Below are 25,741 nucleotides of genomic sequence, written 5' to 3' on the forward strand. Positions count from 1 at the left end.
TATTTTTAGATTTTAGAAAGATAGATTAAGACCCAAAGTGATCTTGCGAAGAATTGGGTAGTTTCCATACGACATCATAGGATCTATGAAGTTGTCGGGATAAGGGTTATAGAGGCTAAGTAAGTTCTGACCGGTGACATTAAAACGGCAGCTTGATACACCAAGATGTTTGAGTATTGAAGCTGGTAGGCTATAAGCTAGGGTCAGACGACTGAGTGTGGCACGAGTGCCGCTTACACGCCAGAAAGAGGATGTAACAGAGTTTACATTAGAGTATGCAAGGTTTGGAAGATATGCATCTCGATTCTGGGCCATAATAAGATTTCCACTGTTATCATAGATGTCATTATAGACATACATATCATCAGGATTCCAGAATGATGGCATATTGGTATACTCAATTGATTTGCCTGGTTTAAGAGATTTGGACGGAATAAAGCTATAGCCACCCCAGTTTACATTCATTTGGGCGGTAAGTGAGAATGCCTTGTAGGTTGCCGTGAGGTTCATTGTTACATGATAAGGATTTGCTCTGTTTGACAGGCATACCTTATCATCACTTTCACTGATAATGCCGTCAGGACCTCCGTATGATCCGTCAGCATTCTGTTTGCTACGTATATCTTTGTAGATGAGCATACCAGGTCGAACTTTGTCTTTGGTCATACCCATATATGAAGTTATATTGTTTTTAGCAAAATATTCTTCGATATCCTGGAAACTGCGGAACATACCAAGACATTGCATGCCCCAGGTGCCCATATCGGTGCGGTGCCCCTTGTAGATCTGACGGTATGCTTCAGTTTTGGTATTCCAGTCCATGAGGATTACTTCATTATCGGAATATCCGGTGTTGATATTTACCTTGTAAGAGAAGTCTTTGCCGATTTTGTCTCGCCATGTGGCTGCAAGTTCTACACCCCAGCTGTTCATTTGTCCGTAGTTAACGTTAGCAGACTGTGTTCCTACAGTACCTGGGATTGATGCCCTGTAAGGCATTAGCATATCGCGTTCTCGGTTGTAGTATCCATCGATATTAAATGCAAGACGATTATGGAGCACATTGAAGTCGATACCGAGGTTTGACTTGTAGGATTTGTCCCAATGTGCGTCGCGGTTAACGGCTGCGTTGTTTTTATTGAGAGCGATGTGGCTACCTGCAGGATTATTGTTACCGATGCCGAAGATCGGACCCTTGTCGGCGTCAGTGCCGTAATTTTGCATCCACTGCCATGCCACAGTGTTGTCGCGACCCGTAAGACCATACGATGCTCGTATTTTAAGATAGTCGATCCATGTGACATTGTTGCGGAACCAGTTTTCCTGTGATATTACCCAACCGAGAGATACGGAGGGGAATGTACCCCAGTAGTTTTCCGGTGCAAATTTAGTGGATGAGTCTACACGCAGAAGGAATTCAAGAAGATATTTGTCAGCAAAAGCATAGTTGACACGACCGATATAGGAGAGTGTTCCCGATTCTGTCCGTTTGAATTCGGTGGACGGATCGTTGTTAGGTCCTACTGCATTTGACTGGTCTGTGCCGAACTCGTAAACATCGGTAACGCGACCGATAAGATATTCATACTCGGATTCTGATTTCTCAATTGCGAAAAGTGCTCCTAAGGAGTGATCACCGAACTGACGATTATAATTGATCTGAAGGTTCATCTGATAATTGTCGGTGCGACTCATTTGGCGTCGTAGATAGCCGTTTGTAGAGCCGTTGGCTATTGGCTGTCCATTATTGGCAAGGAGGAAATTGGCTTCAGACATGATACGATCAATCTCTTCTTGGTCGGTATTAGGAATCGGGGTGTAGAGGTGTGAACCGCTACCGAATCGCTCTGACATATAGTAGAGATTGTAATTGGAGCCTTTCTCGTTAGACTTACTGTTAGAGATATTCTTTCCATAAGTGAAACGAGCGTTGAGCCCTTTAAGTGCGGGGATGAAACCAAAGTCTACAGAAAGCGATGAGTTGATCTGTAGGTTATTGGTCATATTATTGGAGTAGTCACCAAGATCCTGAAGTACGGAGAAGTTGTAATCTTGCTGTTGGTCCTGACGAGAATTGGTGGGACCGTAGGGTGTGATGGGAAGACCATTGACGTATTCTGGGATGTATCTGGGATGAGTTAGAAGCATGTTATAGTCATCTGTTCCAGATCCGCCAACTTTGATAAGAGGAGAATTCTTTTTGCCGTAGTCTCCTGATACTTGCAAGCTTGCCTTTATCCATTTTTTGAGAGTCACATCAACACCTGCACGATAGTTCCAACGGTCATAATCAAGTTTACCGAGGTTACCGTCCTGTTTGAAGTAAGATATGCTTGCATAGTAGTTCGCTTTCTCTGTTGCACCACTTACACCTACATTGTGTTTCTGAGTCCATGCTGTTTTCCAGTTTGCATCAAGCAGGTCATAGTTGAGGTTACGCATGGCATCAAGTTCATCAGATTGAAAAAGATCAGTGCGAAGATCAAGACCGGTATTAGTGGGATCTGCAGCGGCCATTATATTGTAGAGACGACCATAATTATATGCATCGAGCATCTTGGGACGAGCTATCTCATCGGCAATACCTACAGATCCACTATAGGAGATAACAGGCTCGCCGATTTTGCCTCGTTTGGTAGTTACTAGGATCACACCATTGGCTGCACGCGCACCGTACACTGCTGCTGATGAATCCTTGAGGACAGATATACTTTCAATATCGTTGCTGTCAAGATTGTTGAATGCACTAGAGGTTGACACAAAGCCATCAATTACAAACAATGGTTCCTGTGCGCTACTACCCACGGCACTCATATCTTCGGCACCACGTATATACATTCTGGGGGATTCGCCAGGTCTAGCTTCACCTCCACTGACACTAAGTCCGTTTACAAGACCACTGAGTGATGATGCAAGGCTACCAGTGGAGAGGTCTGTTATATCGCTCATGTTTACGGTTGAGATTGAGCCTGTCAAATGGGCCTTTTTCTGAGTGCCGTATCCTACAACAACCACTTCGTCAAGGGCTTGGGAGTCCTCCTTAAGAATTATGGTTTTTATATTAAAATCTTTTATTATTTCTGTGTGGAAGCCGATATATGAGATTTCGACTATTCCACCTTTTGGTACTTTTATTGTAAAGTTGCCGTCAAGATCTGTAACGGTAATGTTAGGGGTGTCAGGGACCTTGACGGTTGCTCCCATCAACGGTTCATCATTGGCATCCATTACCGTAGCCGAGTATAATATATCATCTGCTAATGCGGGTAATGTAATAAACAGAGCCAGCAACGCGAAACATAGTTTTGCTATATATTGTTTCATTGTGTGGTTTTTTTAGATTTAAAGTTGAATTATTTAAACCAACGAGTATCACCGGCATTGGTGCTTGTGTTGGGCTTGAAGTTAAGACCTGCGTTGGGTTTGGAGAAATCCATTGTCTGGGAGAAATCGAAGTTCAGTCCGTCATCAACAGAGCCGAATGACGAGTCACCGCCATCAATTTTTCTACCATCCTTATAACAGAAAACATTGTCTTTAATTTGTTTTGTGCCACGAGCATACTTGTTGATACGGTATGTGTCATAGAATATGTTGTTTTCCATGATATGGGTCACACCTCTTTGTATGTTATTACCAAAGTCTTTACCAGTGAATGTACGAATTAAAGTATTGTTGAACCATTTGTGTGTGGATGTGTGACCGGGTCCCCATGTCTTGGATGGATCGGAGTTACTGCCATTGGCGTAACGTATAAAATAAGTTTTATCATTGACTTGGGTATTGAATATAGTATTGTTTTTCACGGATAGATCTTTGAAATGAGCACATAATTTCCATCCGCCAATGGATTGTTCTGCTGTGCAGTATTGAAGGTTCAATAATGACTTGTCACCGAATGATTTGTCAAGATGAAGCTGTATAATACAATCCTCAAGACGAAAATCAGCCAACGACCAGTCTTCGTTACTACCGGCAATGACTCCTGCCTTTAGATCCTTGATCCAGCAATGTTGAATCATTACAGGATTTTTAATGAGAAATGCCTTGGCTGCATTACCACCATTATAACCTAATGCATCGAAACGGAGTGTAGGATCAGCGACATCAGCGAGTCTTATCAGTCCTACATTATTCATGTCTTTGCAATCAAAATTAATGTAACGGAGCTTGAAGCCGTTTTGGATCTTGATACAACCTTTTTCACCTACGATCACGGTTGGGTGATTGTTTTTATCCCCACGGAGCTGGCACTGAACGAGGTTGAAATCGGCGGCATCATTGAGTCGGTATGTACCTCCGGCTTTTAGAGCAAATGCTGTCTCTGTGCCTGGTGCAGGAAGATTCTTCTTTACGAATTCTGCGATCTCTTCATTTTCGGGGATTTCAATTGCCGTTACATAAGAACTATAGTCGATGACAGAGGCTTCAGGGGCATCTGTGTTATTGAATTTTTTGTTGCCTATAGCTTTGATGTAAATCTTGTACTTTGTGTCCTCTTGACGATCAAATGTCATAGAGCATCCGTCGATCATTTGATCTTTGACGATGTAATCGGGTGTTTCAGGATTGTCGACAATGGCAACGTTGGCGAGATATCCACTAGCTCCTTCAACTACAGGCCATTGTACTCTTACGCTTTCTGTCCCATCGGGATTGTTCACGACGCTAAGGTCGCTCGGCTGTATTGTCGGCGACACGAGTTGAGCATTTCTTACCGTGCTTTCAAACTTTTCTGAATCGTCAAAGCCGTCATCGGCACATGACAATAGCATAATAGCCAAAGCAGCGCACGAAATACTACTGATTCTTTGCATTTTGCTGTTCATGGTGTTAATATAAATGATAAAAGATTAATAAATTACGTTTCTATGCAGCATTGGTCGCGGCATGCCGCGACCTTGCAATCTGACCTTTATGGGTCATATGTCGTTGTGAAGCATCATTTTTGGAACACTTCTTTGAGATACCTTATGTTGGTGCCGAAATTTTTCTTTACATTGCGCACCTCTTTCACGTCGCGTGAACGTTCCACCACGAGCCATCCGCTCCACCCCATCTTGTCGAGGGTCTCTTTGATCTTCGGCATGTCGAGGGCCGTGTCGCGGTCGAGGGTCACTCCGTCGGTGTTGGAGGCGTGTATCTGGCATATACGGTCCTTGCCGAGCGTCTTGAGCTCGCTGATGATGTCGCGGTGATTGTCGAGTGCTGTCTGGAAAGAATAGTATATCTTTATGCCCGGAGAGTCGATCTCTTTGAGCAGGCGTATGTTTTCCTTAGCGTCGAGAGGTGTGCGTATCCCTATCACCAGTCCGTCGGCTTCAGCCATCACTCCTGCCACGTGGAGACGTTTCACCAGTTCGTCGCGGGCCGGACCGGGCTTTGTCCAGTCCTCCTTTATCCCTCCGAGCGGCAGGTAGGCTACTTTTGAGTCCATGACGCGCATGGTGGAGAGGCAGTCCTCAACGAGTGCCTTATAATTATGGTGTGTGAGGAATGACTGTCCGTAGAACCCTGACATAGCCACCGAGGGGACAAGCACCCCGAGGCTGTCGGCTGTCTCACGGAATAGCTTGCGGAAATGGCGGTGGTGGAATTTGTTGTCAAACGTGTCGCGCACGCCGAGTCCGCCCATATCCATCTCCACTCCGTCACCACCGAGTTCGTGCATAAGTTTAAAGGAACCGAGCTTCTGTCGCTTCAGCATCATCCAGTCACAGGCGGCAACCTTGTACCGGTTCCCGCCTGCGCTGATCCCGAGGTAAGCCGGGAACACTAATAATGCCAATAGCAAAAGACTTAATAGTCTCTTTGGAATCATTGCTTCTTAGATTTAAGGTGACAAAAATTTACATGAAAACACTTATTGTATCTTATACAAGAATTGAGTTTCTTACGTGGATCCCTTGCGGGAAATGAATGGTAGAGTATAGCATCTTTACAAGATGGAGAACTTTATCTTATATCTATGGATTGACCTATCTATCACTTAGATGATGCAAAGATATATATTATTTTATAAATGCCAAAATATTTTTGGAAAATAAGTGTGAAATTAACACTTATGGGGCTTATTGTATTTTATACGATAAGAATATGAGGCAGGAAAACCCTCATAAATTCAGACCGGAGGACCAAATAAAGACCGGAGAACAGGAAAACAGAATTTTTAGACCAGAGAACCAAAGGACTATAAAGACAGGAGAACAGGAGAACAATTCAGAGAGAAAAAATATAGAATCAAGAAATATGGCTCTATAGTTCTCTGATCTGAAAGTTCTCCTGTTCTCCTGTCTTTATTTGGTCCTTTGGTCCTCTGGTCTTATAGATATTTTCCGAGGTTGACATTGCGCATGTCGCCCGAAGCAAGGAACTCAGTGTGGAACGCCAGCGAAGCTTCGAGAGTGTGGGGAGTCTGACCGCCGCGTGTCGACATCCTGAGATAGTCGTGAAGGAGCTCACGGTACATCGGGTGTGCACAATTGTTGATAATGGTCTCGGCACGCTGCACCGGATCGAGTCCGCGCATGTCGGCTATTCCCTGATCTGTGACAAGGATATCCACGGAGTGCTCGGTGTGGTCCACATGCGATACCATAGGCACGATGTTGGATATCTTGCCCTCCTTGGTGATGGACGGGCATGAGAAGATGGATACGTAGGCATTGCGTGTGAAGTCGCCCGAGCCGCCGATACCGTTCATCATCTTGGTTCCTGTCACATGAGTGGAGTTGATGTTGCCGAATATGTCGGCCTCCAGGGCAGTGTTCATGGCTATGACACCAAGGCGGCGTATCACCTCGGGATTGTTGGATATCTCCACAGGGCGCACCACCAGATGCTCCTTGAAGAAGTCGATATTGCTTATCACCTCTTCCTCAACCTCGTTGCTCACGGTGAGCGAGCTTGTGGAGCCGAAGCTGCATCGTCCGTTCTTCATGAGTTCGATCACGGCATCCTGTATCACCTCGGTGTACATCTGGAACGGCGGGATCTCCTTGGCGTCGGCGAGTCCGTAGAGCACGGCATTGGCAACGTTGCCCACGCCTGACTGGATGGGGAGGAACGACGAGGGTATGCGTCCTGCCTTCATCTCTCCTATGAGGAAGCGGCACACATTTGCCCCGATCATCTTAGTGGTGTCGTCAAGCGGAGTGAAAGGCCTGACTCCCTCGTAGCTGTCGCTCATCACCACGCCCACGATCTTCTCGGGGTCGAGCTTGAGCACAGGTGAACCTATGCGGTCGCTCGGCTTGAATATGGGGATTTCGCGGCGGCATGGGGGATCGAGGGGGATGTAGATGTCGTGGAGTCCGTAGAGGGCGTGACGCAGTTTCTCGTTGAGCTCTATGATTATGCGCTTCGCCATCATGGCTATGGTGGGCACATTTCCCACGCCGGTTCCTACCACTACGGTGCCGTCGTCCTGGATGTCGCTGACCTCGATGATGGCGATGTCGATGTCGCCGATGAATCCGTAACGCAGCTTCTGGGCTGTCTCGGAAAGGTGGAGGTCGAAGTAGTGGGCATCGTGGGAATTGATGCGCTTGCGAAGATCGGGATGGTTCTGATAGGGGGTGCGTCGGCCTATGGCGTTGGCACGTGCGAGCATGCCGTCACACTTGTCGGAGGTTGATGCTCCGGTGACGATATTGATCTTGAATGGTTCGCCCTGGGCATGCAGTCTTTCGGCCTTGGCTGCGATGGCCTGGGTTACCATCTTGGGAGCCCCGGGGGCGGTGAAACCGGAGAATCCGCAGTTACAGTCGTTGTAGAAGAGCTCAGCAGCCTCTTCGGGAGTGAGAATCGGGAATCTCATTGTCAATGATGGGTTTATTATATTTCTATTATTGATATTAGAATTTCCGTTCAAGTATCTGTGTGTCGAGGATCGCCTGACGCCAGCGGGCATAGTGTGCGTCTCTCTCCTCGTCGGAAGGAGCTGTGGTGGCAGCAGGCTGCTCCACGGAGATTTCTTCCTCCATGTTTTCGCTCATGGCTATGGGCTGATAGGAGGATCGGAATGGATTGTGCCTGACGGGCTGTGCCTGATTGCCTGATTGAGCCGGCGCAGGCTTAGGATGGATGGGATGGCGTGTGGTGCCATTGTCTTTGACATCGTTATTGTCTACAGATGGCGCTCTATATGGCGCAGGACGCGACGCGGGGCGCGGCTGTCGCTTGCGCTCCGTGACTTGTATGTCCTCATCGCCTTCGGCTTTTTTCTTTTTGAGAAATTCTATTGCCATGCCGACCGCGATGATCACTATCCATATTATTATATCCTCCATTTGCGGAAAATTTCGTAACTTTGTGGAAAAGTTTGCGCAAATATACAGAATATTGCGCTATTTCCCAAAAAATCAATGGACCAAAACCGAGCATTATATATAGAGACTTACGGTTGCCAGATGAATGTGGCAGACAGTGAGGTGGTGGCATCAGTGATGGCCACCGTCGGATACGACCTTACCGATGATATCGACAAGGCTGATGCAGTGCTTCTCAACACCTGTTCGATACGTGATAACGCCGAGCAGAAGATAATTTCCCGCCTGGCTTTCCTGGCATCGTTGCGCAGGAAGCGTCCCAGGACTTCCCCGAGGCTTATCATCGGAGTGATAGGGTGCATGGCTGAGCGTGTCAAGGATGACCTTGTGGTCAACCATGGCGTGGACCTTGTTGCAGGTCCGGACTCATATCTCGATCTGCCTGCACTTTTTGCTTCGGTTGAGGCAGGGGAGAAGGCGGTCAATGTGACGCTAAGCACCACTGAGACCTATCGCGACATCATCCCGGCACGCATCACCGGCAATCAGGTGTCGGGCTTCATAAGCATCATGCGCGGGTGCAACAATTTCTGCTCCTACTGCATAGTGCCATATACCCGCGGGCGCGAACGTTCGCGAGAGCCTGAAAGCATTCTCGCCGAGCTTGCCGACCTGCGCAAGCGAGGGTTCAGGGAGGCGACGCTCCTCGGGCAGAATGTCAACAGCTATTGCTATGAACGCCCCGATGGGAGCAAGGTCACTTTCCCTCTGCTCCTTGCCATGGTGGCTGATGCAGCGCCTGACATGCGTATACGTTTCACCACGTCTCACCCCAAGGACATGAGCGACGAGACAATCGACGTGGTGGCTTCGCGCCCCAACATATGCCGGCACATACATCTTCCGGTGCAGTCGGGGAGCAATTCTGTGCTCAAGTCCATGAACCGCAGGTACACTCGCGAGTGGTATCTCGACCGCATCAAGGCTATTCGTTCACGCATACCTGACTGCGGTATCTCCACCGACATGTTCACGGGTTTCCACAATGAGACCGAGGAGGATTTCCAGCAGACACTCTCGCTTATGCGTGAGGTGGGATTCGATTCGTCATTCATGTTCAAATACTCCGAGCGTCCGGGCACCCTTGCAGCCCGCACCATGCCCGACAATGTGCCGGAGGATGTTAAGATCGACCGCCTCAACCGCATGATAGCCCTTCAGAACGAGCTCTCCCAGGAGAGCAACCGCAGGGATATAGGCAAGACTTTCGATGTGCTTGTCGAAGGAGTGTCGAAGCGAAGCAAGGAGCAGATGGTGGGTAGGAATCAGCAGAACAAGACCCTCGTGTTCCCTCGTGGCGAATGCCGTATAGGCGATACAGTAAGGGTGAAAGTGGTCTCGGTGTCGTCAGCCACTCTCATCGGAGAGTTGGTATAGATTTCCACTGTCAGCCATCTAACTTTTCGGCACTAATCATTGTTAAAAGAGTAGGGGAGGTCTCACTCCCTCACTCACGTCGAAATGATACTTTAAAATTGGTGTAAAATGGATTACAAGTCGTTGCTGTTCAATATAGACATCCCCTCGGGTCATATGCCGGCTCCGGGAGCACTGCTCGTCTCCGAGCCTTTTCTGCACGAGGAGTATTTCAATCATGCCGTGATCGCGCTTGTGGAGTACGAGCCTAACGGCGGGGCAATGGGCGTGGTGCTCAACAATGTTTCGGACTATTCGCTTCAGGATCTTGTAGAGGGGGTCACCGTCAAGGAACCTATCCCTGTGTATTGCGGAGGTCCTATGGCTGCTGACCGTCTGTTCTTCATTCATACCCTCGGCGACATAATTCCGGGCACACAGCCTCTCGGCAACGGTCTATGGATCGGAGGAGAGTTTGATCCCATGCTGTCAATAATCAACGACCGTTATGAGCTTGAGGGCAACATACGTTTCTTCCTTGGATATAGCGGCTGGAGCGATGGTCAGCTTGAAGAGGAGCTTTCACGCAATGTGTGGGCCGTATCCCCGATGTCAGGCTCAGGACATGAGTTGCTGAAGGGTGATGGCGATGCCTATTGGCACAGGGCTGTGCGCTCGCTCGGCACCGATTTCCGCGGATGGCTCTATCATCCTCAGAACCCCATGGTAAATTGAATACTTTCAGACCAGAGGACATTCAGACCAAAGAACCAAAGGGCTATAAAGACAGGAGAACAGGAGAACTTTAAGATCAGAGGTCCAAAGAACTAAAGGATTAAATAAGACAGGAGAACAGGAGAACAATTCAGGGAGAACAAAATATAGAATCAAAAAATATGGCTCTATAGTTCTCTGGTCAGAAAGTTCTCCTGTTCTCCTGTCTTATTTAGGTTCTTTGGACCTCTGGTCTAAGATTAATATGGACCTTTGGTCTTAAAGACTATATCTGATTTTTGAGGTGCAGTGACGCCCACCTGTCCAGAACGGTATGGTCGGCATATTCGAGACCGAGAGTCTCAGCCGCTTTCATTATCACAGGTATATCCTCCTCGTAGAATCCGCTGAGGATCACCGACGCGCCAGGCGATAGAGTATCGGCATAGGCAGGGAGGTCAGCTGTTATGATATTACGGTTGATATTTGCGACGAATATGTCTACATCACGTATGGTTGCGAGGGTTGATGCGTCACCTAAATGCAGTGTGACGTTTTCCGAGCGATTGAGCTTAAGGTTCTCCTTAGCGTTCTCGTGAGCAAACTCGTCAATCTCTATGGCATCGACACTTGCTGCGCCACGCATGTCGGCGAGTATGGCAAGTATGCCGGTGCCGGTACCCATATCCACCATTTTCTTTCCGTCAAGATCCATTCCGAGTAGCCGGCGGAGTATAAGTGTTGTGGTGGCATGGTGTCCGGTCCCGAATGCCATTTTCGGGTCGATAAGTATATCGTAGGTGCATTCAGGCACATCCTTGTGGAAGGATGAGTGTATCGCACACTGGTTGTCAATTACTATCGGCTTGAAATAGTTCTTTTCCCATTCGGCGTTCCAGTCCTGCCCCTCCACAATTGAATGGGAGTAGGTGATAGCTGTCTCCATTGGGAATTCGCGTATTATACGGTCGAGCGCGTCCGGATCGAAAGCCTCTTTGCGTATATAAGCAGTGACCCCCATGGAGTCGGGTACAAAGCTTTCATATCCCTCTTCCGCAAGCATTGCGGCGAGAATGTCGGTCAACGTCTCGGAACATGGTTCGAGTCCGAGCCTCACTTCTGTGTAATCATTCATAATGTATTCGATCCCCTGTGAGGGGACTAAGGCATTTGTAGTTATATTTGGCGAGGAGTATGCGTGTGGATGCTTATTTCCCTTTTATGGCTCGTGTCACCCTGAACAGCTTTCTGCCTGCACGCCAGGCTATCAGCACTATGTCGAGATATCCGAAAGCACCTACAACCTTGCCTATCAGTCCTTTCGGCGCGCCGGGCTTGAACCCTTTTTTTCGCATTCCGTCGATGCGTGATATTACACGTTCGCGGTTGAGCTCCATGCGGGCGGCTGTATAGGCGCGCACATAGCGAAGCTCATCAAGGGTGTAACCTGTCCATTCGGTGGTAGTATGCGGGAGTTGTTTGGAATTTGCCATGGTTACTTCAGGAATAATTGAGACAGAAAACGTGCTATCGGGTCAATCACCAGCTGCTTGCGTAGCAGTAGGGCGGCTATGAGCAACACTGCAAATATTCCTGCCATAATCATGCATGCTCCGAAGAGTCCGGTGCTTTTGGCGAGCAGCAGCAGCAATCCGAGTGCCACCAGGAAGATGACTATGGAGCCGACGGCAAAACATATCAGTACGATTGCGATGGTCGACAGGAGCACGGTGATCTTTTCCGTTGCTGTAAGTTTGGCGTAGTCAAGATTGAGATGAAGGGTCTCCTTTATCTCAATCCAGATGCTTGATAATTGTTCGCGGATTTCAGACATAAACAAGGGGGGAGTGAGGAATGGTTGTAACACAATACAACAGGGGCACTATGAGATGTTGTGTCCATGTGCCCCTATAAGTGATGTCGCGTGATTATACTGCTACAACGACGTTAATTGCCGTGTATATTAGTCGTCAATCTGAGTTGTCAGCTGCTCGACCAGGGCATCGATCTCATTGTCGGAGCAGAGTATGCCTTTCTTGCGGAGAAGGTCGGCGATGCGTGCACGGATGTCCTCACCCTTTTCTGGTGCGAAGAGGATGGCTGCGCCTGCGCCTACGATTGCGCCTCCGATGAATGCATAGAGCATGGATAAGTTTGACATAATGCTTGTGATTGTTAAGTTGTGTTAGAATAAGTAGTGATTAGTGCCTGCTTCTTAACGGCAGGAACAGCAGGGGGTGATTACTTGCCCAGTTCGTCAGCGATTTCGTTGGCGAGTTCCTCAAGTTTGCTCTTCTGGAGCTTGATGCCCTTGCTTTCGAGATATTTCACAATGTTCTTGCGGGTGTGTTCACCTTTCTCGGGGGCGAGAAGGAGTCCTACTGCGGCACCTGCTATGGCACCTCCTACTACTGCGAGCACAATGTTTAATGCTTTCATAACTGTTGTAATTTATTTATTTTGAGCCTATGTGCCTGACGGCTTTTCGGCGGGGTTAATAATCTATTTTCCTAACGCTGCCTCCCGGCTGAATGTTCACTGCGTAGGCAAAAATATTTTATGCCCTCTAAATTACTAACAATTTTCCCCCTCACCAAGTATTTAAGTTAAATTTTTTCTAAGCCTATGCCAATTCGTCTATTAGTCTCTCTACCTGAGGGAGCACTGCCGCGTCGCCGTCGTTGATGATTAGGCGTGTGTGCCGATGGAGGATGGCTGGGATATAGGAGTCCTGTGATTTGATGCGGTCTGTCACCTGCGAGCGTGACATGGCGTTGCGGGCCATCACTCTTTGTATGCGCAGTTCTTCAGGGGCGTCCACCTGCCATACCTCATCGACCATGGTATCAAGCCCGCTTTGATACAGGATTGCTGTCTCCACAAACCGTATACCGGTTGCGCGGTCAGGATGGCTGCTCCACATGGCGAGATGCTCCCTGACAGCTCCGTGTACGATGCCGTTGAGGCATTCCAGTTTTTCAGCCGAGCTGAACACCTCCGCTGAGAGTGCTGCGCGGTCGATCTCTCCGTTTATTATGCATGATGGTGCGATGAGTTCGGCTATCGCACTCTTTATGGAGTCACTCCTGTCCATGAGCCGGCGCGCCTGTGTGTCGCAGTCGTATACCGGATATCCCATGGCACTTACTATGCGGCTCACTACGCTTTTGCCGCTTCCTATGCCTCCTGTTATCGCTATTAACCGCTCCATGGATCTATTGGGCATCCTCGATTATGTATTCCACGCTTTCGGGATTGACCGATACGTTGTGGTATATGCTCGGTAGCATCGAAAGGCTTACAGGGATCTTGTTGCCTGGCATCTTCACGTCCTCGTATTCCACAAACGCTTTCAGCGGGTATTCATCGTTGTACGCGCTCATAGGCACAAGATACGACACCTCGACTTTAGAAGGGAATGTCACGAGGTTTTTGCCTGGAGGTACCCCTTGGGTGACTATGGTCGCCATGCGCTTGCGGGCTATAAGGGGCTCCACAGGCACGGTCACTATCACCTTGTCGGGGATTATTCTCACCCCTGTTATGGGTTTTACCTTGACTTCGAAGCGTGTGGTGTCCTTTAGCTCCGACTGTACTATAGGCTCGGTGCTCACAGCCTTGAGGGTATGTGGTATACCGTTGGTTGAGTAGAGCGTCACGGAATCCACGTTGGCATACGGCCTGCCTGACACTATATATTGCAGATTGGGGTGTACGTCTGCCTGGATGTTAAGTTTGACCCTTACGCCTGGGCGGCTTGTGAATGGTATGTGGATTGAATCGGGACGGTAGGACACCAGTTCGATCCCTGGTCCGAAATATTCTCGGAGTCTGGAGTCTATGCGTGTTGCCGGCAGGTGCATGTAGTTGTCGGAGATGTTTTCCTTCCACTTGAATTTCACCGGCGATATCTTACCCCACAGAAAACGCAGCATCTGTGAGTCCTTGCCTTTGACGCTTACCGATAGTATCTCGGGAGCCTGTCCGATGAGGGTCACGCTGTCGGGCACCTCGGATATTTCAATCGGCACCTCGAAGTCCCTTTGCACCTCGGTGTCGAGCGACATGAACACCCAGAAAACAAAAGCCACAGCTACGAACATAAGATAGGTAAGCACATCCTTCCCCCTGCTGGAGCGAAGGGCTGTACTTACCTTATCTGCTGTATGTTGTAGCTTTTCTTTCATCGTTTATTTTTTCTCTCCCTGGGCAGCGTCCTCGGATGCCTGCTGGGCAGAGGGGTATACGGAGCCCTTGTCGATGGTGATGCGCACATCCTTGGATATCTCAAGTGAGAATGTGGTGTCCTCGATGGAGCGTACCTTGCCGTATATGCCGCCTGCGGTCACAACGCGGTCGCCTACCTTGATGCCTTCGCGGAATTTCTTTATCTGGTTCTGTTTCTTCTGCTGGGGGCGGATCATGAAGAAATAGAAGATGGCGATGAGCACGACAATCATTACGATGTTGGCCCAGCCTGCCTGGTCTTGGAGAAGGATGGTGTTAAGCATGTCTTATAAGTTTTTTAGTGTTTGGGTTATTCTGTTTTATTAAACGCTCGTAGGGCGTTGCGGGTTCTGTTCTGCTGCTTGGTGTGCAGAGAAAATGGGTGTCAGGCTTTCAGAAGGGTGCCTTCCTCCTTAAGATGTTTTGTCACCGAGTAGAGGATGCCGTTGATGAATGCTCCGCTTCGGGGAGTGGAGTAATAGTTGGCGATCTCGATATACTCGTTGAACGATACGGCAAGAGGTATGGAAGGATAGTTTATGATCTCGGTTATGGCTGTGATCATGATCACTATATCCATGAATGCCAGACGGTCGGCGTCCCAGCGGGAGGTGTTGACAAACTTCTCGATCAGCTCCTTGTACTCGTTGCAGTGCTTCACTGCATTGTTGAACAGGTCGGCTCCGAACCGGCTGTCCTCGTCATCCTTGTACATCGGCATGATAGGGTGCGATTTGCTGTTTTCGCCCTGCGATAGCATGCCTATGCGGCGTATGGTCTTGAGCACGAATGTCCCCATCTCCTGAAGGTCGTCGTTCCAGTATATCGACCTTGACTCAAGGGCTTCGGCAAGGGCATCGGACGGGAGTATCACATCTTTATATAAGGCGCGCCACAATGCGGCATCCTCTTCAAGAGTCTTTTCGCCGGGCTTTGCCATATATTCCCGGTATATGTCCGATTCCAGGATGGCAGTGAGTAGATCTGTGATGAGTGAATCCTGCGCCACCCAGGTGACCTTTTTGTCCTCGATGAAGCTGCGGAACTCCTCGTTGGCTGAAAGTTCCTGCACATATTTGTTCGCTACAAATCTCATGTCGGGGTGCAGGTCCTCGTCGGTAGGGTAGAACTTATGTTTGGCGTTATCGAGACGCTCGGCCTGCTCATCGGTGATCTCTGAGGCAAGGAGAAGAAGATCGTGATACAGCTCGTACGCCTTTTCCATTGAATGGTCGAGCGAGTTGCGGGCATGGATCAAGAGCGAGCGGTTGTCGCCGTAGTTCCCTAATGTGGACTTGAGTGAGGCTATACCGCGCTCGAAGCCTGCCATGGTGAAATCCTCGTTTTCACGCGCGGCATTCATGAACGCCTGGTTCTTGGCAAACAGGTTTTCGACAATAGAGAGCCAGAGCACCACCTCGTCATGAAGCGTAGGTGCCTTGATCTTGGCAAAGCTCTTGTAGGCTGGAAGTTCGGGGATTGCCTCGTAGATGGACGGGATGATGGCATCGAACAGCTCGGGATTGGCACGTTCCTTTACTATGATATCGCGGATTTCGAAATTGGCGTTGAGCGACTTTGCCAGCTGGCCCTGGTTGATGTGCTTGATGCGGGCAAGTCCGCGGAGTGGGGATTCACGACGTCCGTTGGAGACATCTATCCCTGAAAGCTCAAGCACAAGCATAAGCAGGTCGAGGTATAGAGAGTAGCCGTACTTCTTGTCGCGGGAGGGGTGTTCCACCTGTGATTCGATGCGAAATTCGTTCTGCGAAAGAAGATAAGAGTAAAGCAGCTGCACTACCTTGATACGTATCAAAACTCGATTTATCATAATTTTTAAAGAGCTATTTCTTGAAATACACCGCAAAGGTACAAAAAATACCTCAATCACGCATAATCTTTTGTTACAGAAAATTTATTGAAAAAAGTTTGTGGCACGCTTTGCCGTGTCGGGAATAATCACTACCTTTGCACCGCCATTACGAATATAAGGCGTCCTACCAACGCACCATTCAATTTCGTTAAATCATAATAACCACATTATAACAATGAAAGCAGACATCCATCCCTCCAACTACCGCGAAGTAGTATTCAAGGATATGTCAAACGATGAGATCTTCATCACACGTTCCACCGTAGCATCACGCGAGGAGATCGAAGTGGACGGCAAGACCTATCCTCTTGTGAAGCTTGAAATCACCAGCTCTTCTCACCCCTTCTTCACAGGAAAGCAGAAGCTCGTCGACACCGCAGGCCGCGTAGACAAGTTCATGAGCCGCTACGGCAACCGCACCAAGAAGAAATAATCCTGCCATCGTCCAGGCAGGCTAAATACGCCATAACGAATAAAAGCCGAGACGCATCCCCGATGCATCTCGGCTTTTATTATTTCAGATACTCTTGTTTATTATTTTGAAGTTAGGTCATATTTGATGTTGCAGTCGGCATAAAAATTGTAAAAATGGTTGAATGATAGATGTCTCTGTTATGGTGCTAAGGTGGCAGTTTTTGTGGTTTTGACGGTTTTCGCGGTTCGGTTTTCGCGGTTTGAGCATTTACCTTTCGGAATTTTTCTGTAATTTTGTGAAAAATTCTATCTGTATATGGCTGACAATTCATTATTGATGCGGTTGGATGGCATCGAATCAAGGTTTGAGGAGGTGAGCACACTCATCACTGATCCTTCTGTGATTCAGGACATGAAGCGTTATGTGCGTCTCACCAAGGAGTACAAGGACCTTGAGAGGCTTACCGCTGTGACTCGCCGCTACCGTTCCCTCCTGGGCAATATCGACGAAGCACGTGAGGTACTTGACTCAGAGTCCGATCCGGAGCTGCGTCAGATGGCGAAGGATGAGCTTGATGAGGCCACCGAGTCATTGCCTGCTCTTGAGGAGGAGATCAAGCTCCTGCTTGTGCCTGCCGATCCGGAGGACTCTAAGAATGTGGTTCTGGAGATACGTGGTGGCACAGGTGGCGATGAGGCCGCCATATTTGCAGGCGACCTTTTCAAGATGTACTCCAAGTACTGCGAGTCAAAGGGCTGGAATGTGGCTGTGACAAGTTGCAGTGAGGGTGCCGCAGGTGGCTATAAAGAGATTGTTGTAAGTGTGACCGGCGACAATGTGTACGGCACAATGAAATATGAGAGCGGTGTACATCGTGTTCAGCGAGTTCCCGCTACCGAGACTCAGGGCAGAGTCCACACCTCGGCTGCTACGGTAGCTGTGCTCCCTGAGGCTGAGCCTTTCGATGTGGAGATCAACGAGGGTGAGATAAAGTGGGACACATTCCGTTCCGGTGGTGCCGGAGGTCAGAATGTCAATAAGGTGGAGTCTGGGGTGCGTCTGCGCTATATGTGGCGCAATCCGAACACCGGCGAGACCGAGGAGATACTCATAGAATGTACCGAGACGCGTGACCAGCCCAAGAATAAGGAGAGGGCATTGAGCCGTCTGCGCACATTCATATACGATAAGGAGCATCAGAAATATATCGACGATATAGCTTCCCGCCGAAAGACCATGGTGTCGACCGGCGACCGTTCGGCTAAGATACGTACCTACAACTACCCTCAGGGGCGTATCACCGATCACCGTATAAATTATACCATATACAATCTTCAGGCATTTATGGACGGAGACATCCAGGATGTAATCGATCAGCTCACCATCGCGGAGAATGCCGAAAAGCTCAAGGCTGCCGAACTGTAGTGGATTTCTCCTGCTCATTTAAGGCCGTTTGAATCATAAACCACAATTATCTCCTCAAAAATGGATACCATACCGACACAGACAAATATTGATCCCAAGCATAAGAAGTCAAAGATATCATTTGACATGCTTGTCCATGCAGTGCGTGATGCATGGCATCGATTCCCTGTCACGGTGGTCTACATTGCCTACCTTGCATTGTGGTCAGTGATACAGATAATCGGAGATTTCTTTGGTGACGATAATCTTGTTGCATCCCTCTGGTATCTCGGTTCCATGGGTGTGCCGTTGTCGCTTGCAGTGTATCTATGGTGTGAATATCTGCGACGTCCGTCACGCTTGCCCATGGTGATCGCCAATCTGTTGCTTGTCGCTGACTGTATCTGCATTTTCTGTTTCGAATCCAGCTTGGGCATGGCATGGAATGTGGGTAGGGGGGCGATGTTTGCGGCATTGGCTGTTGCGATTATCTTTATACCGTCACGTAGTCCAATGGCGTGGAATTTCTCTAATTCACAGGTCACAGGGCTTATCATTGCTGCTGCGTTCGGTTGGGCGTTCATGCTTGCCTTGGGTGCGATATTTATGACCATTAACGGGCTTTTCGGTCTGGATATATGGAAGCCGATGGCTTGTGCCCAGGCAGTCTGTGCCGGGTCTGTGCCCGCTGTGATATTCCTCCATCTTATACCACGCAGGGATGAATCCGAGAGGGATGAAAAAGCGTTCTTCGCTACAAAATTCCAGTGCGGCACTGCGAAATATTTCTTTCTGATGGTCACAGTCATATACATGGCTATATTGTATGTATATGGTTTCAAGATACTTTTCACCTGGGAGCTGCCGCGAGGAATAGTGTCATTGTCGGTCACCGGGCTTACAGCCGCGGTATTTGTCACACTGTTTTTTCTTGAGGGTGTGCGTCGCACTCATCCAACCGACAGTCTCACCCTCAAGGCTATACGAGTCCTTCCTGTGGCGATGATCCCGCTTCTTGTGTTGATGAGTGTGGCTGTCCTGTATAGAATAGGGGAGTATGGGCTTACAGTATCCCGGCTGTATGTCCTTACGTTCAACCTGTGGTGCTATGGGGTGTTCATCTATCTCATGGTCCGTCGTCCGCGCATTTATAACGCGGTGGCGATATCTTTTGCCGTGGTGTTCCTTGCCACATCGATTGTTCCATACTTCAACTTCACCACCCTTTCCGATGTGATGATGCAACGCAAGCTCCGGGAAAGGCTCGTTGAACTTGGATTCACTGAATTTCCTGTAAGCGAGGAAGCTTTCATTCCGGAGTTTGAACGTCTCGACAGTCGTGACCGTATGGACCTGCGCTCCATAGTAAAGGAGCTCGACAGGCATGGCATTCAATCCGGTCTTGATGGCATAATTGAACCCTCGTTATATACCGGACATAATTCTGTCATTTACAGTTATAGAAATGATAATGAGGGGTCGGCACAAAAAAGTGTTGATCTCAACTACCGGAAATCCGATGTGAGTATCCCTGACGGATTCCGGAAAGTGGATCAGTTGAACGAATACATGTCAAAGCTGGATGTAGACAATCGCAATGGTGCCATAAGCTTAGGGGGCACGGAGTTTCTGTTGCCTGCCGACAGCCTCATACATCTGTCCGATTCTGTCTATGAGCCGGTGATCTTGCATGCGGCTTCCGGAACTCCCGACACAGTGTTTGTGGCTGAAAGGATATCTTTCTATTATGTCCCTGCCACCTGGAGTGGCAAGCGTGAGGTGACATCCCTGGATATTTACGGATATAAATTCACCAGATAATAATCAAAATATAATTACATATTTGTTATGAACCGTACCGAACTTCTTGAAAACATCCGTCGCAAAGGCTCTTTCCTGTGTGTAGGGCTTGACACTGACATTAAGAAGATTCCAGAGCATCTGAGAAATGTTGAAGACCCTATCTTCACTTTCAATAAGGCTATCATTGATGCGACTGCGCCATACTGTGTGGCGTATAAGCCTAACACCGCTTTCTATGAGAGCCTTGGCGTGGAAGGATGGAGCGCGCTCGACCGCACAGTCAAGTATATCCGTGACAACTATCCTGACCAGTTCATAATCGCGGATGCGAAACGAGGTGACATAGGCAACACATCCTCGCTCTATGCCCGCGCATTCTTTGAGAACATGGGGGTGGATGCTCTCACCGTAGCTCCTTATATGGGCTTCGACAGTGTGAAACCGTTTATGGATTATTCCGGACGCTGGGTGATACTTCTTGCCCTCACATCCAATCCGGGGAGCCGTGATTTCCAGTTCCTTTCCGACATGACCGGCACACGCCTGTTTGAGCATGTGATTGAGACGGCACGCAAGTGGGGCAACGAGGATCAGCTGATGTTTGTCGTAGGAGCCACTCAGGGAGCCATGTTCTCCGAAGTGCGCCGTGTAGCCCCCGACAACTTCCTGCTCGTTCCGGGAGTCGGAGCGCAGGGTGGAAGCCTTGAGGAAGTAGCCAAGTGGGGCATGACACGTGAGTGCGGACTCCTTGTCAACTCTTCGCGCGGTATAATATACGCCTCGCAGGGCGAGGACTTTGCCGAGGTGGCAGCTGCCGAAGCTCGCAAGTTGCGTGACAACATGACAATGCTCCTTTCCGCCCACGGAGTAATCTAAAAAATCAGACCAAAGGGATATATTAAATAAGACCAGAGGACCAGAGATCTAAAGACAGGAGAACAGGAGAACAATTCAGGGAGAACGAAATATAGATTCAAAAATATGGCTCTATGGTTCTCTGGTCTGAAAGTTCCCCTGTTCTCCTGTCTTTAGATCTCTGGTCCTATGGTCTTTGATTATAGACTTTTGGTCCCCCTGTCTATAGCCCTTTGGTCCTCTGGTCTTATTTAATCTCTGGTCTTATCTATTTCTCTTGTCTCGTGATGAGAGAAACTGCGGTAGGATGATGGAGCAAGATTCAGCTTGCCGACAGCGCGCAGCAGTTTGCGTAGCGAAGTGATAAACTCCTGGCTCTCCTGAAGGACATTAAGGTAGACATACGCTACAGTAAGATCGGAGGCATCACCCTTTTGCAGCAGGTCATATACTTCACGAGTGCTGTAAGTAAGCTCATCCTTCACTTTATCGCAGCGAGTGCGTAGCGAGTCGATAGTCTCCGGATCGTATACCTCAATAGCCTTCTCTGAATCGAGAATGGTCTGGTTTATCTTCTCGCAAAGACGCATAAACTTATCATGAAACTGCATCGGTAGCGGGCGGAAATTGTTTTCTACATGCTCCTTGCACACTTCATTGATACGGCGCAGTGAATAGGTCATCGACATTGCCATATTGTTGCTCAGGTGAAACCACGTGTTCTTCTCCATGGCGGTCCCGGTCGGCAGCAGCCTCATGCACAGGGTAAGTTTTCGCCGCTGTCCTTTAAGCACATCCTTTTCAGTGACGAGAGCCTTCTCCGAGCGCGACAGCAACTTTGTGTTATCGTTGATGAACCCGGCGGTGACATCGCTGTAGGTCTGTGCAGCGAACTGCAGGAACATTCTCTGCTTCTCGTTGATGTATATTCTCAGCAGAGGCCACACCTCGGTTTTGTCTTCGGTCGACAGAATGGTCTGAAACAGGGTGTCTTTCTCCGTTTCCTGCTGTTTTTTGCGGAAACGTATGTTGCTGCGTATGAGCATGACTACAGAAATAATGCCACCAGCTATCATGACCGGTACACCCCCTTTGTGCATCAGGCACACCACTATTCCGGCTCCTATGAATGCCATTCCGGCAGTGATGAACCATCCTCCTATCACTGATATGACACCCGTGATGCGGAACACTGCGCTTTCCCTGCCCCATGCCCTGTCAGCGAGTGAAGTACCCATAGCCACCATGAAAGTCACGAAAGTGGTAGAGAGTGGGAGTTTCATCGATGTTCCCCAGGCTATGAGCATACTTGCCAGCATCAGGTTGACCGAGCCGCGCACAAGGTCGAAAGCGGCACCGTCCTCAGCCTGCGATACGGAGGGGTCCATACGCTTTGCTATCCAGCGTTTCACACCTGAAGGGGCATGCTCATTTATCCATCCGTAGGTGTTCAGTGCTCCGCGCACGAGTTTTCTACCTATTCTTGATGAGCCGAACATCTCATCTCCCTGGTTCTGCGCGCTCAGCCCCACGGATGTGCGGGTCACCTGGCGAGCTTTCCTGGATGTGGCGAGAGCTATCACCATTATCATGCCCGCCCCTATTAGAAAATAGAACGGAGTGTCGGCAGGTCCGTTGAGGCTCACCATATTGAAGGCTCCTGGGTTGCCGGCTCCGTTGGCGGCATAGTCCTGATAGGATGCAAGCGATGTGAGGGGTATGCCTATAAAGTTTACGAGGTCGTTCCCTGCAAATGCCATGGCGAGTGAGAAAGTGCCCAACAGGACTACCATCTTGAACACATTGACCTTGAGCAGATGCAGAATCTGTGACAGCAGTGTGAATCCTGCGAGACATATCCCGAGTATTATTGCTGTGTTGGCTGATATCCAGCCTTTGACTTCAGGAGTCATTATCGAGAGGTCCTTGATGCCCTTTAGCAGCATGAAGTAAACTATAGCAGTGCAGGCTATCCCTCCGAAGAGCCCAACTTTCCATTTCAGTCGGCTTTTGTATTCAAAGGTGAAAATAAGCCTCGAAAGGAATTGTACCAGAGTGCCGAACACGAACGCTATGGCAACGGAAAGGAATATTCCCAGTATTACCGACAGGGCTTTCTCGGTGTTGAGCAGATCGCCCATTCCGAAAGTGCTCTCGGGAGCGGCTATCTTGAAGAGTGCCACCACAAAGGTTGCGCCAAGGAGTTCGAACACCATTGACACCGTGGTCGATGTGGGCATCCCGAGCGAATTGAATATGTCGAGAAGGATGATATCAGTAACCATCACAGCCATGAATATGGCTATCACATCGTAGAATGACAGGTTTTCAGGGCGGAATATTCCGTGGCGCGCCACGTCCATCATGCCGTTGCTCATGGCGGCTCCGATGAACACACCTATAGCCGCCACGAATATTATCCTCTTGAACGATGCTGCCTTGGAACCTACTGCGGAGGTGAGGAAATTTACAGCGTCATTGCTGACTCCCACCGAGAGGTCAAACACTGCAAGAATGAACAGGAATATGACAATTCCGAGAAATACTATATCCATAAATATGTCGATTTATATCTATCTGTACAAAATTCGGCATATTATGTTTAATAATTATTTCTAAAATGTTGCGTTTTTGTTAACAGCAGTTTTGATTTGGCTCAGGTGCATGACTCGCCATGCATCTCCTGACGGATTTTCCCTAACCTGAACCGGAATGTCAGTCCGTTGTTGTTGAACGCCTTTATCTCCCCTCCATGGATTGCTACGGCATTGCGGACGATAGCCAGTCCCAGCCCTGTGCCTCCGGCTGCTCTGGAGCGTCCCTTGTCGATACGGTAGAACCGTTCGAATATATGCGGCATATGCTCCTCGGCTATTCCGCATCCGTTGTCACTCACTGTGAAACGTCCATCGCGGTCAGCTCTGATGGTGATTTCCGTGCATCCGCTGTAGGATATGGCATTGTCTATGAGGTTGCGGAATATCGATTCAAGCAGGGCCGTATTCCCCATGACAGTAAGCTGCGGGACCTCCAGACTGATGTGTGCCTCGGTTCTTATCTGTTCCTCCTCCACGATACCCTTTATCAGAGCGGTAAGGTCCACAGTCTCCTTGGCTATCATTTCCGAGCCTTCGTCCATTCTTGTGATAGTCGAAACATCCTTAAGCAGCGAGCTGAGCCGCCTTGTGTTGGCGAAAAGACGCTCTATGAATTCACGTTTCTTCTCTTCAGGCAGGTCGGGGCAGTCGCGTAGCAGCTCCAGGCTCACCATCATTGATGCCACCGGGGTCTTGAGCTCATGGTTTATATTATTGGTGAGCTGTTTTTTCAGGCGTATCTTGTCCTTTTCCTGGCGCATCGCCTCGTTGTGGCGTTCGTCGCGCTGGATGTATAGCCTTACTATGTGGCTGGCTATGCTGCCGAGTTCATCATGTGGGAATGCCTCTTCCTCGAATATGCGTTCCCCCTTCTCTGCCCTTTGGGCGAATCGGTTGAGCCTGACTATGCTTTTGGATATGCGTCGTGTCACCAGATAGCCCACCATGCTGATTATCACGGTTACTACGAGCATTATCCACAGCAATGTGCTGTCGGCACGCAGAAATTCCTCAAGCTTGTGTGTATAAGGGGCGGCTGAGCGTACCACAGTACCGTTGTCACCCAGTCGTGCGGAATAGAAATAGTCGGCATCATCGCTCTCGGAATGGCGTCCTATTATGTGCCCTGTCCCATGTTTGCGTGCGTCGGTCACCTCGGGGCGGGAGTTATGGTTGGCGGTGGGGAACGGCGTGCTGGAGTTGTTGTCAAACATCACATTCCCCTCCCGGTCTATTATGGTGATGCGCAGTCCGTCGGTGCTTTTGTCCATGCTCCCTGCTATATCGTCGATAGGATCGCTGTGGCGTATGGCGTCGATTATGCGGAGGTTGTGCATCTGTAGTTCCGTGTCAAGAAGCTGTGCCTTGAACTCCTTTTCCCTATGGTATTGGAACACCATGAATATCCCCACCAGCCCCCAGCACAGAAGCAGCACAGTGAGAAGCACCCTTGAGTGGAACGAAAGTTTAATCCTGCCAGCCATATCCGTATCCTGAGCGTGAGGTTATGCATTTGCCGTAGTTGCCGAGCTTTGCGCGGAGGCGTGTGATGTGCACATCCACGGTGCGGTCCGACACCACCGTCCTCTCGGGCCATATCTTTGCCAGGAGCTCTTCGCGAGTGAATATCCTTCCGGGGTTCTCAAGAAGCATGGCGAGGATCTCGAATTCCTTTCGGGGGAGTTTAAGCGGCACGCCGTCGGCTGTGCATGTGAGGGTGTTTCTGTCGCAGGTCACGCCGTCAGATGCTGCGGGGCGGGGAGGCACACGGCGTAGCACAGCCTCGATCCTTGCAAGGACATTTTTCAGGGAGTACGGTTTTGCGATGTAATCGTCAGCGCCTAAATTGAGTCCCGCCACCATATCGTCATCATTGTCCTTGGCTGTCAGGAATATTATGGGTACGGATGCTGTGAGCGGATTCTCCCTGACATTCATGGCAAGATCGGTACCGCTCATCTCTCCCATCATTATGTCAAGAAGCAGCAGGTCATAGCGCGTGAGGTTCAGGAGCGATGCCTCCTCGGCACTCGGAGCCGTATCCACGTCATAGCCTTGCAGTTCGAGATAGGTGCCGAGTCCGGCACGAAGGTCATCTTCATCATCCACAATAAGTATCCTTGCCATAAGTTATTGTTGTATAGTCCTGGTCGGTTTGGGTTGCTTT

Annotated in this window: 24 protein-coding genes; 7 read left to right on the forward strand and 17 right to left on the reverse strand. The window is 49.1% G+C overall.

What is annotated here, in order from left to right; genetic code table 11:
* Window positions 1-12 precede the first annotated feature (12 nt).
* The 3 genes from EZ315_RS07985 to EZ315_RS07995 form a co-directional block, all read right to left on the reverse strand.
* Window positions 13-3,324: a SusC/RagA family TonB-linked outer membrane protein gene (locus EZ315_RS07985; protein WP_135471603.1), complete on the reverse strand. Its 3,312-nt coding sequence runs from the start codon at window positions 3,322-3,324 to the stop codon at window positions 13-15.
* A gap of 29 nt (window positions 3,325-3,353) precedes the next feature.
* The gene (locus tag EZ315_RS07990) at window positions 3,354-4,829 is read right to left on the reverse strand and encodes a DUF4992 family lipoprotein (protein ID WP_135471604.1); all 1,476 of its coding nucleotides are present in this window, start codon (window positions 4,827-4,829) and stop codon (window positions 3,354-3,356) included.
* A 113-nt stretch (window positions 4,830-4,942) separates the two neighbouring features.
* On the reverse strand, window positions 4,943-5,821 hold the full coding sequence (locus EZ315_RS07995; RefSeq protein ID WP_135471605.1) for a TIM barrel protein: 879 nt from the start codon (window positions 5,819-5,821) through the stop codon (window positions 4,943-4,945).
* A 275-nt stretch (window positions 5,822-6,096) separates the two neighbouring features.
* Between EZ315_RS07995 and EZ315_RS16350 the strand changes: the two genes are divergently transcribed.
* Window positions 6,097-6,261 (forward strand): hypothetical protein, encoded by a 165-nt coding sequence (locus EZ315_RS16350; RefSeq protein WP_161903504.1) that lies wholly within the window; start codon window positions 6,097-6,099, stop codon window positions 6,259-6,261.
* Window positions 6,262-6,322: 61 nt separating this feature from the next.
* Here EZ315_RS16350 and EZ315_RS08000 read toward each other — a convergent pair whose 3' ends face one another.
* Together EZ315_RS08000 and EZ315_RS08005 are read right to left on the reverse strand one after the other, a co-directional pair.
* Window positions 6,323-7,819 (reverse strand): succinate CoA transferase, encoded by a 1,497-nt coding sequence (locus tag EZ315_RS08000; protein WP_135471606.1) that lies wholly within the window; start codon window positions 7,817-7,819, stop codon window positions 6,323-6,325.
* A 37-nt stretch (window positions 7,820-7,856) separates the two neighbouring features.
* Window positions 7,857-8,291 carry a hypothetical protein gene (locus EZ315_RS08005; RefSeq protein WP_135471607.1) on the reverse strand — a complete coding sequence of 145 codons (435 nt, stop codon included), beginning with the start codon at window positions 8,289-8,291 and terminating at the stop codon, window positions 7,857-7,859.
* A 75-nt stretch (window positions 8,292-8,366) separates the two neighbouring features.
* Here EZ315_RS08005 and miaB point away from each other — a divergent pair, with 75 nt between their 5' ends.
* On the forward strand, window positions 8,367-9,707 hold the full coding sequence (gene miaB / locus EZ315_RS08010; RefSeq protein ID WP_135471608.1) for a tRNA (N6-isopentenyl adenosine(37)-C2)-methylthiotransferase MiaB: 1,341 nt from the start codon (window positions 8,367-8,369) through the stop codon (window positions 9,705-9,707).
* Window positions 9,708-9,815: 108 nt separating this feature from the next.
* Entirely contained in the window at window positions 9,816-10,421 is a 606-nt protein-coding gene (locus EZ315_RS08015) for a YqgE/AlgH family protein (RefSeq protein ID WP_135471609.1), read from the forward strand.
* A 265-nt stretch (window positions 10,422-10,686) separates the two neighbouring features.
* Here EZ315_RS08015 and prmA read toward each other — a convergent pair whose 3' ends face one another.
* From prmA to EZ315_RS08060, 9 genes are all read right to left on the reverse strand, one after another.
* A complete protein-coding gene (prmA, locus tag EZ315_RS08020) occupies window positions 10,687-11,535 on the reverse strand; it encodes a 50S ribosomal protein L11 methyltransferase (protein WP_135471610.1) in 849 nt (282 codons plus the stop codon).
* Window positions 11,536-11,608: 73 nt separating this feature from the next.
* Window positions 11,609-11,893, reverse strand: coding sequence for a hypothetical protein (locus EZ315_RS08025; protein WP_135471611.1), 285 nt, complete (start codon window positions 11,891-11,893; stop codon window positions 11,609-11,611).
* 2 nt (window positions 11,894-11,895) lie between these two features.
* Window positions 11,896-12,234 (reverse strand): hypothetical protein, encoded by a 339-nt coding sequence (locus EZ315_RS08030; protein ID WP_135471612.1) that lies wholly within the window; start codon window positions 12,232-12,234, stop codon window positions 11,896-11,898.
* A 129-nt stretch (window positions 12,235-12,363) separates the two neighbouring features.
* Window positions 12,364-12,561: a YtxH domain-containing protein gene (locus EZ315_RS08035; RefSeq protein ID WP_135471613.1), complete on the reverse strand. Its 198-nt coding sequence runs from the start codon at window positions 12,559-12,561 to the stop codon at window positions 12,364-12,366.
* Between the two features lie 80 nt (window positions 12,562-12,641).
* Window positions 12,642-12,839 (reverse strand): YtxH domain-containing protein, encoded by a 198-nt coding sequence (locus EZ315_RS08040; RefSeq protein ID WP_135471614.1) that lies wholly within the window; start codon window positions 12,837-12,839, stop codon window positions 12,642-12,644.
* A 184-nt stretch (window positions 12,840-13,023) separates the two neighbouring features.
* Entirely contained in the window at window positions 13,024-13,611 is a 588-nt protein-coding gene (gene coaE / locus EZ315_RS08045; RefSeq protein WP_170957493.1) for a dephospho-CoA kinase, read from the reverse strand.
* 4 nt (window positions 13,612-13,615) lie between these two features.
* Window positions 13,616-14,587 (reverse strand): YbbR-like domain-containing protein, encoded by a 972-nt coding sequence (locus EZ315_RS08050; protein ID WP_135471616.1) that lies wholly within the window; start codon window positions 14,585-14,587, stop codon window positions 13,616-13,618.
* A gap of 3 nt (window positions 14,588-14,590) precedes the next feature.
* On the reverse strand, window positions 14,591-14,911 hold the full coding sequence (yajC, locus tag EZ315_RS08055; protein ID WP_135471617.1) for a preprotein translocase subunit YajC: 321 nt from the start codon (window positions 14,909-14,911) through the stop codon (window positions 14,591-14,593).
* Window positions 14,912-15,012: 101 nt separating this feature from the next.
* Window positions 15,013-16,458, reverse strand: coding sequence for a transcription antitermination factor NusB (locus EZ315_RS08060; protein WP_135471618.1), 1,446 nt, complete (start codon window positions 16,456-16,458; stop codon window positions 15,013-15,015).
* A gap of 217 nt (window positions 16,459-16,675) precedes the next feature.
* On the opposite strand from EZ315_RS08060, the gene EZ315_RS08065 reads away from it, so the two are divergent.
* The 4 genes from EZ315_RS08065 to pyrF all read left to right on the forward strand — a co-directional run bounded on the left by EZ315_RS08065 (window position 16,676) and on the right by pyrF (window position 20,998).
* Window positions 16,676-16,933: a type B 50S ribosomal protein L31 gene (locus EZ315_RS08065; protein WP_135471619.1), complete on the forward strand. Its 258-nt coding sequence runs from the start codon at window positions 16,676-16,678 to the stop codon at window positions 16,931-16,933.
* Window positions 16,934-17,230: 297 nt separating this feature from the next.
* Window positions 17,231-18,340, forward strand: coding sequence for a peptide chain release factor 1 (gene prfA / locus EZ315_RS08070; protein ID WP_135471620.1), 1,110 nt, complete (start codon window positions 17,231-17,233; stop codon window positions 18,338-18,340).
* Between the two features lie 60 nt (window positions 18,341-18,400).
* Window positions 18,401-20,140, forward strand: a complete 1,740-nt coding sequence (locus tag EZ315_RS08075; protein ID WP_135471621.1) for a DUF4153 domain-containing protein — start codon at window positions 18,401-18,403, stop codon at window positions 20,138-20,140.
* Window positions 20,141-20,167: 27 nt separating this feature from the next.
* Entirely contained in the window at window positions 20,168-20,998 is an 831-nt protein-coding gene (gene pyrF / locus EZ315_RS08080; RefSeq protein ID WP_135471622.1) for an orotidine-5'-phosphate decarboxylase, read from the forward strand.
* 230 nt (window positions 20,999-21,228) lie between these two features.
* Here pyrF and EZ315_RS08085 read toward each other — a convergent pair whose 3' ends face one another.
* From EZ315_RS08085 to EZ315_RS08095, 3 genes are all read right to left on the reverse strand, one after another.
* On the reverse strand, window positions 21,229-23,532 hold the full coding sequence (locus EZ315_RS08085) for an inorganic phosphate transporter (RefSeq protein WP_135471623.1): 2,304 nt from the start codon (window positions 23,530-23,532) through the stop codon (window positions 21,229-21,231).
* A gap of 101 nt (window positions 23,533-23,633) precedes the next feature.
* Window positions 23,634-25,058, reverse strand: coding sequence for a sensor histidine kinase (locus tag EZ315_RS08090; RefSeq protein WP_135471624.1), 1,425 nt, complete (start codon window positions 25,056-25,058; stop codon window positions 23,634-23,636).
* Window positions 25,042-25,701 carry a response regulator transcription factor gene (locus tag EZ315_RS08095; RefSeq protein WP_135471625.1) on the reverse strand — a complete coding sequence of 220 codons (660 nt, stop codon included), beginning with the start codon at window positions 25,699-25,701 and terminating at the stop codon, window positions 25,042-25,044. The genes EZ315_RS08090 and EZ315_RS08095 overlap by 17 nt, the downstream gene beginning before the upstream one ends.
* Window positions 25,702-25,741: the final 40 nt, after the last annotated feature.

Source organism: Duncaniella freteri, assembly GCF_004766125.1.
Classification (GTDB): Bacteria; Bacteroidota; Bacteroidia; order Bacteroidales; family Muribaculaceae; genus Duncaniella; species Duncaniella freteri.